Genomic DNA, 14,961 nt, shown 5'->3' with positions numbered 1-14,961 from the left:
CTCTTTAAATTAATTAAGGGGGACTAGAAAATGAGAAAAAAATTATTTATCGCAGCAATTTTAGCAGTAACAATGTCGGTGCCATTATTTGTTGGATGTGGGGCTAATAATGAAAATAAGAAATACGTAATAGCAACAGATGCTAAGTATGCACCTTTTTCTTTTGAAGAAGATGGAAAATATAAAGGTATTGATGTAGAAGTTTTAGATGCTGTAGCAAAAGAAGAAGGATTTGAGTATGAATTAAAACCAATGGATTTTGATGGAATAATACCAGGACTTACTTCTAATCAATTAGATGGAGCAATAGCAGGTATAAGTATGACTGATGAAAGAAAAAAGTCATTAGATTTTTCTGAACCATACTTTGAAGCAGGTTTATCTATAATTACAAATGCAAATAATACAGCAATTAATGGAGAAAGTGACTTACAAGGTAAGAAAGCTTCTTTAAAGAAGGGAACCGCAGGTGCCAAATTTGCAGAAGACAATAAAGATAAGTATGGATTACAATTAAATTATTTTTCAGATTCTCCATCTATGTTCCAAGCAGTGGAAAATGGAAATGCTGATTTTGCATTAGAAGATTATCCTGTTATAGCATATAAGATTAAAGTTGATACTAGTTCTAAATTAAAAATAGCTGGTAATAAGGTTACTAAAGCAGACTATGGTTTCGCTGTTAACAAGGGACAAAATGCAGATTTATTAAAGAAATTTAATGAAGGATTAAAAAAGATAAAAGATAATGGAAAGTATGATGAGATAGTTAAGCAGTATCTTTCAAAATAGTTATAGTAAAATAAGTTTTTGAATTAAAAAAAAGTTGTTCTTAATTTAGAACAACTTTTTTATTTCATCCATTACATTTACAGCAGCATCATATCCATTTTGCCATCCTTGTTTTAATTTTAGTATGTCTTTTTCAAAGCTTTCTATAGATTGTTCAATAGTAGGTCTTATTATTATTGCCTTTCCTTCAGCTTCGAGCTTTTCACAAAATCTTACAGTATCATTGTAAAGTTCATGTCTAGTCAGCAAAGGCTTAATTAAATTAGGATATTTTCTCCCTATAACCTTTGAGGCTATTTTGTAGCTCTTTCCAAGGGTTTTTCTATATTCCTTTGGTCTGGTTAGTATAATGAGATGTTTTTCATTACCGTCGGCGATTGCTTTTCTTATAGGAATGGGATCGCATAATCCACCATCATAGTAAAAACCATCTTTAACCTTGATTGCTGGAAAGAAAAGAGGAATGGCACAGGTAGCTCTAAGAATTGAACATTTGTCATCTAATTCTTTCGCATTAATATACTCAGTTTTTCCAGTTTCAGCATTAGTAACTCCAACAAGAGCAGTTCCTTCATATTTCATAAAAGTATCCATATCAAATGGATTAAGTTTATTTGGAATTTCATTAAAAACAAAATCAAGACCAAATATACTTCTGCACTTGAAGAAATTCCTAATTCCTAAATATCTCTTATCTAATCTATATTTTTCTAGAACTTCTAAGTTTCTTTTATGCTGCTTTGATAAATAAGAAATTCCATTTGTAATACCAGCAGAAACTCCTATACAATATGGAAACATTATATCATTATCTAATAATGCATCCATTACACCTGCACTAAATATAGGTCTAAATGTTCCGCCTTCTAATATTAAGCTTGGCATAATTCCTCCTTATTTTGTATTATTATAAATTTGTATGTACAAAATTATACGCTTTAATTTAATAAAGTACAATAATATTGGATAATTTTTGTTAATAGTTTATACATATTTAGTTAAAAGTATATTAATAAAAAAATAATTACTCATATTTTCTTGTTCAGTAGTAAATAATATGAATAATAGACACATAAGTTAAATACAAAATAATAATGCTAAAAATTAATGCTTATGTTAAGAAATATATATAATAATTAATTGGCTTATTTGGGAGGAAAAAATATGAAAGTTACCAATGCTCAAGAATTAACTGAAAGAATTAAAGAATTAAGAAAAGCACAAAGAATATTTGCATCATTTTCTCAAAAGCAGGTTGATGAGATATTTAGACAGGCGGCAATGGCAGCAAATAATCAAAGAATAGGCCTTGCGAAGCTTGCTGTAGAAGAAAGTGGAATGGGAATTGTAGAAGATAAAGTTATCAAAAATCACTTTGCAGCAGAATATATCTATAATCAATATAAGGATATGAAAACCTGTGGGGTTATTTATGAGGATAGAACCTTCGGAATAAGTAAGGTTGCTGAACCATTTGGAATAATAGCAGCAATAGTCCCAACTACAAATCCTACATCAACTGCGATATTTAAAACATTAATAGCATTAAAAACAAGAAATGGAATAATAATAAGTCCACATCCAAGAGCGAAGAGAGCTACAATTGAAGCTGCTAAGATAGTTTTAGAAGCTGCTGTTAATGCTGGAGCACCTGAAGGAATAATAGCATGGATCGATGAACCTTCTGTAGAATTATCACAAATGGTAATGAAGGAAGCAGATATTATACTAGCGACTGGTGGTCCAGCAATGGTTAAGTCGGCTTATTCATCAGGAAAGCCTGCTATAGGAGTTGGTGCAGGAAATACACCAGCAATTATAGATGATACTGCACATATAAAAATGGCAGTAAACTCTATATTACTTTCAAAGACTTTTGATAATGGAGTAATATGTGCATCAGAACAAAGTATAATAGCTATGAACTCAGTTTATGATAAAGTAAAGTCAGAGTTAGACGAAAGAGGGGCTTATATACTTAAAGGGGATGAAATTGATAAGGTAAGAAAGATAATATTAAATGAAAAAGGTGGGCTCAATTCAAATATAGTAGGTCAATCTGCATTTAAGATAGCTCAAATGGCAGGTGTAAGTGTTCCTGAAAATGCAAAAGTACTAGTTGGAGAAGTGGAATCAGTAGAACTTGATGAACCATTTTCCCATGAAAAATTATCACCGGTATTAGCTATGTATAAAGCTGAAACCTTTGATGAAGCTCTAAAGAAAGCCTCAAGGTTGATTGAATTAGGTGGTATGGGTCATACGTCCATACTTTATACTGATCAAATTAAATCGGTTGATAGAATAAATGCTTTTGGAGCAGCTATGAAAACTGCTAGAACTTTAATAAACATGCCAGCATCACAAGGTGCGATTGGGGATATATATAACTTTATGTTAGCACCATCATTAACACTTGGATGTGGTTCTTGGGGAGGAAACTCAGTTTCAGAAAATGTAGGACCTAAACATTTACTAAATGTTAAGAGTGTTGCTGAGAGGAGAGAAAATATGCTTTGGTTTAGAGTCCCTGAAAAAATTTACTTTAAATATGGTTGTTTACCAGTAGCCTTAAGAGAATTAGATGAAATAGGTAAGAAGAAGGTATTTATAGTTACAGATAGAGTTTTAGCTGATTTAGGTTATACTGATCATGTCACTAGGGTTTTAGAAGAACTGGGAATAGATTTTAGAATATTCTCAGATGTTGAACCAGATCCAACTTTAAAAGCAGCTAAAGCAGGAGCCGATGCTATGCTTTCCTATAAGCCGGATGTAGTATTAGCTTTGGGTGGAGGTTCACCTATGGATGCGGCGAAGATAATGTGGGTAATGTATGAACACCCAGATGTTGTATTTGAAGATTTAGCTATGAGATTTTTAGATATAAGAAAGAGAGTTTATAAATTCCCACCTATGGGTGAGAAAGCTATGATGGTTGCTATACCAACATCAGCAGGAACTGGATCAGAAGTAACTCCGTTTGCAGTAATAACTGATGAGAAAACAGGAGTTAAGTATCCATTAGCAGATTATGAATTGACTCCAGACATGGCTATAGTAGATGCAGAACTTATGATGAGTATGCCAAAAGGATTAACTGTATACTCTGGTATTGATGTATTAGTTCATGCAATAGAAGCATATGTTTCAGTTTTAGCATCTGAGTATACTAATGGGTTAGCACTTGAAGCAATAAGATTAGTATTTAAATACTTACCAGATTGCTATAATGAAGGGCAAACCAATGTTAAGGCAAGAGAAAAGATGGCTCATGCTTCATCAATAGCAGGGGTAGCTTTTGCTAATGCTTTTCTAGGAATATGCCACTCGATGGCTCATAAACTCGGTGCATTTCATCACTTGCCACATGGTATGGCAAATGCTTTGCTAATAAATGAGGTTATTAAATTTAATGCTACAGATGCTCCAACTAAACAAACAGCATTTTCACAATATAAATATCCAAATGCTGCATGGAGATATGCAAGGATAGCAGATCACTTACATTTAGGAGGAAGTTCTGATGAAGAAAAGGTAGATTTATTGATTGAGGCTATAGAAGGATTAAAAGACAGACTCAATGTTCCGAAGTCAATTAGGGCAGCAGGGGTAGGTGAAGATAAATTTTATGGTCAATTAGATGAAATGGTTGAGCAAGCATTTGATGATCAATGTACAGGAGCTAACCCAAGATACCCATTGATGAGTGAGTTAAAACAACTTTATATAAATGCATACGATACAAAAGAAAGTTAATATGATAATTAGGTAAAAAGCTACTTTTACAAGGTAGCTTTTTATTAATTTATAAACTCGGATGTATTTTTGTATTGTTAAATAGTAAAGAGTTTTTAGTTTATTTAAAGGCTTTTTCATATGAACATTTTTAGCTTTTCTTCAATTATGGAAATTCCTTTTATAATATCATTGTCACTGACACTTGCAATGCTAAGCCTAATGCCTTTCTTATAGAATTTATCGTCAAAATAAAATCTTTTCCCGTGGCCAACTATGACTTTAGATTTTTCTAATTCCTTTACTAATATATCTTCATTAACCAATTCAGGAAGCTTTAGATAGCAATAAAAACCAGAGTGTTCTTTAACTACTTCAACACCAAGAGATTCTAAAGATTTTAAGTTTTCATTTAAAACATTATATTTATTCTTTAAATCAGCGGTTATTAATGAAGTATGCTTATAAAGTAGCTTGCTTTGAAGATAGATTTCTAAAGTTGCTTGTGATAATAGAGATGCTGTAGGGTATGAAAAAAAATGAATTTTATGCATACATTTTCTAAGAGCTTCAATCAAAGAAGTTGGGCAAACTATAAATCCTATTCTCATCCAAGGCATAATTTTAGAGAAACTACTAATATAAAATACGTGTTTACGGTCAGAATATGAGAATATAGGGTCATAATTTTTATTTTCGTCTATACATGAAAAATAATCATCTTCAACTATATATACATCATATTTCTTAGCAAGTTTAGCTATTGATTTTCTTTGATTTTTGCTTAAAGTAGTTCCTAAAGGATTATGATGCTGTGGAATAACATAGAAAAATTTAATACTTTCTTCCTTAAATATCCTTTCTAATTCTTTGAGATCGATGCCATTTTCATCTCTTTCTATTCCTATTACATGTGTATCACTATTTTTTAGACCTTCCATATACATAGCATATGTAGGTTGTTCTATCAAAATAGTTGTCTTTTTATTTGGAAATTCTAAAGCATTTAGTGTACTTAAGGTTTGACAGACACCCATATTAATAAAAATATTATCTCTCGAGGTAAATATTTGATAATTAGAAAGATGGGTAGCCAATTTATCTCTTAAAGAGTCAATACCATAAACGCCACTTTCTAAAGAATAATTTTTATATATGTCACTAGCCCATTTTAGGCAGTGTTTTAAATCTTCTGTATTCATATTGCCTATAACGGTATTTCCACTGTGAAAATTAATAGTATCTCTTTTGAATTGACCTCTATCTAAAGTTTCAGCTATAAAAAAGCCACTTTTAGGGGAAGAATAAATTACATGATTATTTTTTAATGTTTCATAGGCCTTTATAACTGAATTTTTTGAACAGTTATATTTATTGGTTAAAGTTCTGATAGATGGTAATTTTGCCCCAGGTTTTAATTCGCCTTTTTGTATAGATTCATTAATATCATCCGCAATTATCATATATATACTTTTCAAGTTTAATACCTCCTATCCATATAAATTCAGAATATCACAGTATAATTTAATTTTCTACAATATGTTCATGAACAAAAGAATGTTTTATCTCATAATAGTGAAGTAATCATTTGAATATTAAGTTTTTAATAAAGGTAAAAAATGAACATATTCTGAAGAATAAATATTCTTGTATGGTAATATTCTGAAGAATATGCTGGTAAAATGCGGACTTAAAGGGGGTTAGTAGTGAAATTGTATTGTTTTATGATGTATTGAAATGAAGAGGGAATAATAGTATAATCAGATTAATATAAAGAAAACTTGCTAGGGGTGCCAATTTGGCTGAGAGGGAGTAAAATCCTAACCCTTGTAACCTGATATGGATAATGCCATCGGAGGGAAGCAATATTAATTTAACTATATTATTTGTGTAGTAATTTTAAGCTTGCTTTGGCAAGCTTTTTTTTATAGAGAAAAAAATGAGGAGGATTCATTTATGAATTACACAACACAAATGGATGCAGCTAGAAAAGGCATCATTACAAGAGAAATGGAAATAGTAGCAAAAAAAGAAAATATGGATGCAGGAGAATTGAGAAATTTAGTTGCAGAAGGAAAGGTAGCAATTCCAGCAAATAAAAATCATAAAACGCTTAGTCCTGAAGGTGTAGGGCAGGGGCTTAAAACTAAAATTAATGTTAATCTTGGAATTTCAAAAGATTGCCCAGAATGTGATAAAGAATTAGAGAAAGTAAGAGTAGCTCTTGAAATGAAAGCAGAAGCTATAATGGATTTGTCTAATTATGGGAAAACTGAAGGCATGAGAAGAAAAATAGTAGAGATGTCTACAGCAATGCTTGGAACTGTACCAATATATGATGCCGTAGGTTTTTATGATAAAGAATTAAAAGATATAACTGCTGAAGAATTTTTAGATGTGGTAGATAAGCATGGTCAAGATGGGGTTGACTTTATAACAATACATGCAGGGCTTAACAGAGAAGCTGTTGAAACAGTAAAGAGAAATGATAGATTAACTAGTGTAGTGTCAAGAGGTGGTTCGTTATTGTTTGCATGGATGGAGTTAAATAACAAAGAAAATCCGTTTTATGAGCATTTTGATAAACTTTTAGATATTTGTTCTAAATATGATATGACTATATCTTTGGGAGATGCATTAAGACCAGGGTCAATTAATGATTCCACTGATGCTAGTCAAATAAAGGAACTTATTACTTTAGGAGAACTTACAAAGAGAGCTTGGGAAAAAAATGTACAAATTATAATCGAAGGACCTGGACATATGGCACTTAATGAAATACAAGCTAATATGTTATTAGAAAAGAAGTTATGTCATGGAGCACCATTTTATGTTTTAGGACCATTAGTTACAGATATAGCACCAGGGTATGATCATATAACATCAGCAATTGGAGGAGCTATTGCTGCTACTTATGGAGCTGATTTTTTATGTTATGTTACTCCAGCGGAACATTTAAGATTACCAGATTTACAAGATATGAAGGAAGGTATTATAGCTTCAAAGATTGCAGCTCATGCAGCAGATATAGCTAAAGGAGTTAAAGGGGCAAGAGATTTAGATAATGCTATGAGTAAAGCAAGAGCTGATTTAGATTGGGAAGCTATGTTTAGCTTAGCTATTGACGGTGAAAAGGCAAGAAGATATAGAGCCGAATCACAACCACATGATGAAGAATCATGCACAATGTGTGGAAAAATGTGTTCTATGAGGACAATGAAGAAGATTCTTAGTGGAGAAGATTTAAATATACTTAGAGATTAATATAAAAATATACAAAATATAGAAAAAACAAGGATTGGTCTATTGTGAATTTTAGACTAATCCTTTATTTTTTAGAATAAAGTATTAAAAAAAATAAGTATAACTATGTAAATGAATAAAATATAAAGGAAAAAAATATAAAAAGTTCAGTTTTTGTATTTAAATATAATTTTTAAGAAGAATAGTTAAAATTATATTTACAAGGGAAAAAATTAGATGTAAAATAGACAACAATATGAAAATAATTACAATTAGAGAATAAAAAGGGGGATTATAATGAAGAGTAAAAGGTTTATTTCTCTTATGACTACTTTAGCACTAACTACTACAGTGATACTGAATAGTAGTGTATTAACAGCACTGGGAAAAGAAGTGCCTACAAATGTGTTAAAGGAAGCTGCAAAGAATCAACTTGAGGAAAAATTAACAAATCAAGCAAAGTACATTAAAGGTAATTCATTTAACGAAAATGGAACAACTTCTGGTTTAGAAGAGGACATTAGAGTTATAGTTCAATTAGAGGATTCACCAGCAATTAAGGATGATGGAACTGATTATACTGATTCAGTAAAAGAAAAAGAAGAAGGAGTCAAATCGTCTCAAAGCAATGTTATTAGTCAGGTTGAAGCTATAACTGGAACTACTGTTAAAAGAAGTTTTGGTTATTTAGTTAATGGTTTTTCAATTAATACAAAAAGAAAAAATATAGGTGCTATAAGTGCTATAGATGGGGTAAAAACAGTTACAGAAGTGAGATCATTTAAGCCGGATATGGAATTTGCAAAGAAAATAACTGGAGCAACAGATGTTTGGAAAGATCTTGGGTATAAAGGTGAAGGAATGGTAGTGTCAATTATAGATACAGGAATTGATTATAGACACAAAGACCTTCAAAAAATAGATACTAGCAAAATCAAGTTAAAAGGTGAAGATGTTAAAGTAAATATAGACAAGCTTCATTATGGTACGCATTTTACTGATAAAGTTCCGTTTGGATATAATTATGCAGATGGTAATGATAATGTAATTGATGATGGAAGTCAACATGGTATGCACGTTGCAGGTATAGTTGCAGCTAATGGAGATGATAATGATACAGGTACTTTTAAAGCAGTGAAAGGTGTTGCTCCAGAAGCACAGCTTTTAGCTATGAAGGTATTCACAAACAATCCAGCTACACCATCTGCTTATGATGATGATATCATAGCAGCCATGGAAGATTCGGTGAAATTAGGTGCAGATGTTATAAACATGAGTCTTGGTGGTGGACCAGGTTTTTCGGCAGAGGAGGATCCAGAAAATATGGCAGTTAAAAATGCCACAGATGCTGGTGTTATATGTGTTATTTCAGCAGGAAATTCGCAAACAACAACAACATCCAACACAAGTGGACAACCAACAGATGAGACAGGATTAAAAGATACAGCTACAGTTAGTTCACCTTCTACAGCAAAAGGAGCATTCTCAATAGCTTCTATGGAAAACTCTAGCACAGTTTTACCACAAGTTAGTTATGAATCAAATAAAGGGACAAAAGGAAAAGTATTTTTTAGTAATATTGAAGGAAGTAATTTAGCTGCTTTAGGAGATTACCATAAGGTAGTTGATTGTGGAAAAGGTATTATAAAAGATGGACAAGATGATTTTCATGGGCAAGATTTAAGTGGAAAGATTGCATTAATTGAAAGAGGAGTGACTACGTTCCAAAGTAAATATGATAATGCAATAGCTCATAAAGCTGCAGGGGTAATTATATATAACCATGAAGCAGGTGGAAATCTTCCTTTTGGAATGGGAATATCAAATATTACTTCTCCTGTATTTAGTTTAGGTAGAGCAGATGCATTAGTTATGAAGGATAATATAAAACTTGGAGATGATGAGTTTAAATTTAGCTCTGATGGTTCTGTTTCAGGAATTGAGAATACAGATAAGGATGATATGTCTCAGTTCTCATCATGGGGAGCAACTCCTGATTTAGAATTTAAGCCAGAGATAACAGCACCAGGTGGAGATATTTATTCTTTAGCAAATAATAACTCTTACCAAGTAATGAGTGGAACATCAATGGCGGCTCCTCATTCTTCAGGGTCAGAAGCGTTGATTCTTCAAGGAATAAAGGAGAAAAAGATTGGATTAAAAGGGAAAGATTTAGTTACATTCGCAAAAAATACCGCTATGAATACAGCTAAGATAATGATTGATAAGTATGATTCTAGTAAATCAATACCTTATTCAACAAGAAGACAAGGTGCTGGTTTAATGCAAATAGAGAATGCTATCAAAAATAATGTAACAGTAACTTATAAGGATGGGAAAGCTGCAGCAGCATTAAAACAAATTGGAAAGAAGACTATATTTAATCTAGAGTTAAAGAATTATGGATCAAAGGATATAACTTATAAACTAGAAAATGAAAAAGCTTATGGTGAAGTTATTGGAGATAATAATAAAATTCATGAAGTTGAACTTGAGGGATCAGGAGTAACTTTAGATAAAAATGAGGTTGTGGTTAAAGCAAATTCTACAGCTGAAGTTACGGCTACATTGAATTTAAGTGACAAAGTAGCTACAGAAAACTTTGTTGAGGGATATATTCACTTTACTTCAGAAGATTTGGCTGAACCTTCGCTATCAGTGCCATATATGGGGTTTTATGGTGATTGGGGAAAGGAAAGTATAGTAGATGCTCCGAAGTATGTTGGTAGCAGTGATTATAAGATTGGTACAACAGGATTAATGACTTATTCAAATGGGAAAAATAATTATTTAGGATCAACAATAAAGAATGATGAATTATTCATAGAAAAGGATAAAGTTGCTATTTCACCAAATGGAGATGGGATAAAGGATAATTTATTCCCCGCTTTATACATGTTAAGAAATTCTAAAGAGTTAAAAGCACAAGTGATAGATAAAGATGGAAATGTTATAAAGGATCTTTATGTATCTCCAAGAGTAGTTAAAACTATGTATAGTGATTATGCTTCAGGTAAGGAAGATGCCAAGTATTTAAATGGTGCTAAGTGGGATGGAACAGTATATAATTCTTCTACAGGAAAAGAAGAGAAAGCTAAAGATGGGGAGTATAAAATAAGAATAACTAATTCCATGGAACTTGAAGGAAGTAAAGAACAAGTATTAGATCTTCCTGTAAAATTAGATTCAGTTGCACCAGAAATTAAGATAGAAGGTGTAGAAAAATATAAAGATTCAAAAGGTGGCATCCACTATAAATTGAAGTGGAAGGAAACAGATAATGATGGTGGATCAGGCCCTGACAATAGTTTTACAGCTGCAATAGATGGGAAAATTATTGCTATTAAAGAGAGTGATATAACAGAGGTTAATGGTATTTATTCCAGTGAAATACCATTTAATGAGGGAGAAATCAATACAGTTCAAATAGCTGGATATGATAATGCTGGAAATTATACAGAAGCTTCAGAAAAGCTTAAAGCTGATGATCTTAAAACTATTGCCATTTCTGGAATGGAAGATGGATTAGTTATTGGACAGGCAGAATTAGTTAATGGTAAATATGTTGTAGAAGGAACTGCAGGTAATGATTTAGGAAAGCTAATTGTTAATGGAAAAGAAGTTGCAATAACTAGTAACTATTTTGAAGCTCCAGTAGATGTTAAAGAAGGAATAAATACAATTAAAATTCAGGCTGAAGACAAGGGTGGAAAAAATATTTTAGATAAAGAATATAAAGTTATCTTAGATACAAAAAATCCAGAAGTTACTGTGGATCCAAATATAGGAGACGCAAGTCCTTATTTTACTACTGAAGATAATAGTATTAAGTTTAATGTTTCAGTAAAAGATGATACAGGCGTGACAGGATATTTGAAAAATGGTACTTCCAGCACTACATTAGATCTAAAAAGTGGACAGGCAACTGGGGAAGTAAGCTTAAAAGATGGATTAAATTCAATTAAGCTTTTAGTTTCAGATAAGGCTGGGAACAGTACAGTGAAGAATATGACAGTTGTAAAAGGCAATTCTTTAAGTAAATTAAATGTTACTATAGATAATTTGAGTTTTGCTCAATTTATAAAAGCTAGCCAAGTTAAAAATGGTATTTACAAAGTTTTGGGACATGTAAATAAGAATGCAAAAGTTCTAAAGATTAATGGACAAGATGTAAATATAAATAGTGATTTAACATTTACTTACGATTTTTCGGTAAAGAATGGAAATAACTTGTTGAAGGTATATGCAGAAGATAATGATGGAAAAATAGTAGCCAATTATGCATATAAAGCATACTATGATGAAACTTTACCTAAGATTTCTATGAGTTTGCCATTAATAAGAGAAGATGGGAATATATATACCAATAATTCTAAATTTAATGTAAGTGGTAAAGTGACAGATAACATGTTTGGATATTCATTCTATTTAAATGGAGATTGTTTAATACATTTTGACAGCCAACCAGTATCAGATGAAAGGTTATTAGAGAAAGAATTTTCAAAAGATATAAATTTAAATGATGGATTAAATCATGTTAGCTTATTAGCTGAAGATGAATTTGGGAATAAGGTTTCAGATGATATTAAAGTAATTTTAGATAAAGTTGCACCGAATGCACCAAGCATTGATGTGCTAAGAGAAACAAACAAACCTGTAGAAGTAGAAATAAAAACAGATGAAAATCAAGTGGATAGAATAGAGTATAGTTTCGATGGCACAAACTATGTTAAATATACAGGCAAAATTGAAGTAGATAATGATACTGCTGTTTATGCAAGGGTAGTGGATTATGCAGGTAATGTTAGTGTGCATAGTAAAACCTTTGTTCAAGTTGATACTACTGCTCCAGTAGTTGATATTAATGGAGTTAAAGATGGACAAACTTATTACACTCCTATTACTCCAATTGCTACTGTAGATGACAAGGATGCTAAGTTAACATTACTATTAAATGGTAAAGAATATAATGGTGAGAAGTTGGATGTTGAAGGTGATTATGTTTTAGAAGCTTATGCTGTAGATAAATCAGGAAATAAATCTAATGTTACTAAGAAGTCATTTAGAATATCACAAAGTTCATTTGAAAGAATTGAAGGAAATAGACACATAATAACACATAGCAAAAATATTAAACCTGCTGGAGATAATGCATTTGTATATGAAAGTACAAGCGGAGAAAATTTAAGAGCTATAATTGAAGATGTATCAAGAGATTCAATTGTTACTTCACCAAATACAAAGATCGTTCTTCCAAGCAAGTTGTTAGAACTAGCTTCAACTGGAACAGTAAGTTTTGATCAAAAGATTTATGAAGATAGAGACTTGTTATCAACATTGAAGTCAATAGGAGAAATAATTGATTTATCATTAACAAATTCACACGGAAAGGTTATAAGTGATTTTAATGGTAATAAGGTAAAAGTATCAATTAAAATTACAGATGATCAACTTAAGAATTTGGATAAAGGGAAACTAGCAGCATATTATTATGATGAAAGTACAAATACTTGGAAAGAGATAGGAGGAGAATTCCTAAATGAATCTTCAGAATTTGTATTTGAAACATCTCATTTCACTAAATTTACAATAGCTGAAAAATTAGTTGATAATAAAGATGGTAATCCAGATAATGGAGCAATGAATACAAATTCAACAGGAAATAAGAGCGGCTTGTCTGAAAAAACTGGAGATAAAAATTCATTATCTATGATTTTAGGCGTCACTTTAATAGCTTTAGTATCAGGTGCTGGATTGTTTATATCAGGGAAAAGAAGAAAGAAGAATAGTTAATTTAGAAAATAAGCTATCTAAACTTTGATTTAGATAGCTTACTTTTTTATTTTGAATTATTACTTTTATGAAAATAAACTAGTTATTGAATCCCAAATTCCAGAAAAGAAATCCCCAACCTTTGAGAAGAACCCCTTAGCTTCAGTGCTAGTTAATTTATCTTTCAATTGTTTTGTTACATCATTAAGTTGATCTTTTATTGAGCTATAGTCTAAATGTAGATCATTAATTTTTGACATTAATGTTTTGATATTATTTATGTCATCATCTGATAGTTTGTCCTTAAATTCTTTAACTTCTTTATCTACTATTTTATTTAACTCTTCATCAGTTTTTGGTTTTTCCTTAATTACATCTTTTTTAACATTATTTATAAGATTTGTGGCATCATCTTGGCCAAGCTTGTCGCCTAAGGCTCCTGTAACTACAATTTCGTTATTAGCAGCTTCTTTTTTGCTATCATCAATTTTTTCTCCGCTAGAACTATTTTCAAATCCTTTAAGTATGCCTGTAAGAGCAGCAGTTCCAGATACTTTAAATGGAGCAGAGGCTTTTACAGTTGCATTTTTAATCCCAGCAGTTATAAGAGAATTTTTTATCATATTGTCAGTAACCCATGTTAGATTGTTAGTGCTTATATCTAAGCCACCACTATTGGTTGGTTCAACATAAGAGCAAGATATTGATTTGTTTCCTAATTGTGTTGCTGTAGCTACTTTTCCTAAAGCAGCATATTCCTCTTTTGAAGTTATTTCTATTACATTTGCATCATTTTTAGTAACATTAAAGTATTTTAGCATTTCATTTTTTTGTTCTTGATTTAAATCAGCTCCTAAAGTTACAACTTTATAAGAATCAGCAGAAACCTTAGTGCTGCTAAAAGGTGAAGTAATAATAGTTAATGATAATAATGATAACATTAATTTGTTTATAAATGATTTTGATTTCATAATTAATCTCCTTACATTATTTAGTTTTGTATAATTATAGCATAAAATATCTTATTACTTTCTTTAGAGTTTATTACTTTTAGTTTAAAATAATATAAATTTATGATGTAGATATATAAATTATTTTAAATATAGTAGTATAAATATTATAAAGATGCACAAACTATGCCTAGTGTATCAATATATATATTGATTTGAAAAAGTGAGAAATATGGCGAAATAATAATTTAATGCTAACTCGGTGTATATGCTTATTATTAAAATAAAAGTATATGTGATAACATTATGTACATCGGCTAAACAAATCAAGTCACTTTTTAAAAATTAATGTTTAAAAAAGGTGTTGACAAGAGTTTGTATAGGTGATAAGATAAGAAAGTCGCTTGAGGGCGACAAACAAAATGGTCTTTGAAAATTGAACAGATATAAATAAGTTAAAAACCAG

The 14,961-nt window shown here is 31.0% G+C and carries 7 protein-coding genes and 1 riboswitch; of the genes, 4 read left to right on the top strand and 3 right to left on the bottom strand.

Features of this window, described 5'->3' with window-relative positions; translation table 11 throughout:
- Positions 1-30 precede the first annotated feature (30 nt).
- Entirely contained in the window at positions 31-792 is a 762-nt protein-coding gene (locus FAY47_RS18510; RefSeq protein WP_143318413.1) for a transporter substrate-binding domain-containing protein, read from the top strand.
- A 45-nt stretch (positions 793-837) separates the two neighbouring features.
- On the opposite strand, the gene FAY47_RS18505 is transcribed toward FAY47_RS18510, so the two are convergent.
- Complete coding sequence (locus FAY47_RS18505) at positions 838-1,677, bottom strand: patatin family protein (RefSeq protein ID WP_143318412.1); 840 nt, start codon at positions 1,675-1,677, stop codon at positions 838-840.
- Positions 1,678-1,956: 279 nt separating this feature from the next.
- Here FAY47_RS18505 and adhE point away from each other — a divergent pair, with 279 nt between their 5' ends.
- Positions 1,957-4,551 (top strand): bifunctional acetaldehyde-CoA/alcohol dehydrogenase, encoded by a 2,595-nt coding sequence (adhE, locus tag FAY47_RS18500; RefSeq protein ID WP_143318411.1) that lies wholly within the window; start codon positions 1,957-1,959, stop codon positions 4,549-4,551.
- Between the two features lie 116 nt (positions 4,552-4,667).
- Here adhE and FAY47_RS18495 read toward each other — a convergent pair whose 3' ends face one another.
- Positions 4,668-6,008, bottom strand: a complete 1,341-nt coding sequence (locus tag FAY47_RS18495; RefSeq protein ID WP_143318410.1) for a PLP-dependent aminotransferase family protein — start codon at positions 6,006-6,008, stop codon at positions 4,668-4,670.
- A 298-nt stretch (positions 6,009-6,306) separates the two neighbouring features.
- A riboswitch (TPP riboswitch) is annotated at positions 6,307-6,408 on the top strand.
- 78 nt (positions 6,409-6,486) lie between these two features.
- Here FAY47_RS18495 and thiC point away from each other — a divergent pair.
- Positions 6,487-7,794, top strand: a complete 1,308-nt coding sequence (gene thiC, locus FAY47_RS18490; protein ID WP_143318409.1) for a phosphomethylpyrimidine synthase ThiC — start codon at positions 6,487-6,489, stop codon at positions 7,792-7,794.
- Positions 7,795-8,070: 276 nt separating this feature from the next.
- The gene (locus FAY47_RS18485; protein WP_143318408.1) at positions 8,071-13,566 is read left to right on the top strand and encodes a S8 family serine peptidase; all 5,496 of its coding nucleotides are present in this window, start codon (positions 8,071-8,073) and stop codon (positions 13,564-13,566) included.
- Positions 13,567-13,631: 65 nt separating this feature from the next.
- On the opposite strand, the gene FAY47_RS18480 is transcribed toward FAY47_RS18485, so the two are convergent.
- Positions 13,632-14,516 (bottom strand): DUF1002 domain-containing protein, encoded by an 885-nt coding sequence (locus FAY47_RS18480; RefSeq protein WP_143318407.1) that lies wholly within the window; start codon positions 14,514-14,516, stop codon positions 13,632-13,634.
- Positions 14,517-14,961 lie beyond the last annotated feature (445 nt).

Source organism: Clostridium sp. HBUAS56017, assembly GCF_007115085.1.
Lineage (GTDB): Bacteria > Bacillota > Clostridia > Clostridiales > Clostridiaceae > Clostridium > Clostridium cibarium.
Note: the sequence above shows the minus strand (reverse complement) of the source record. Positions and strands in the feature narration are given on the sequence as shown.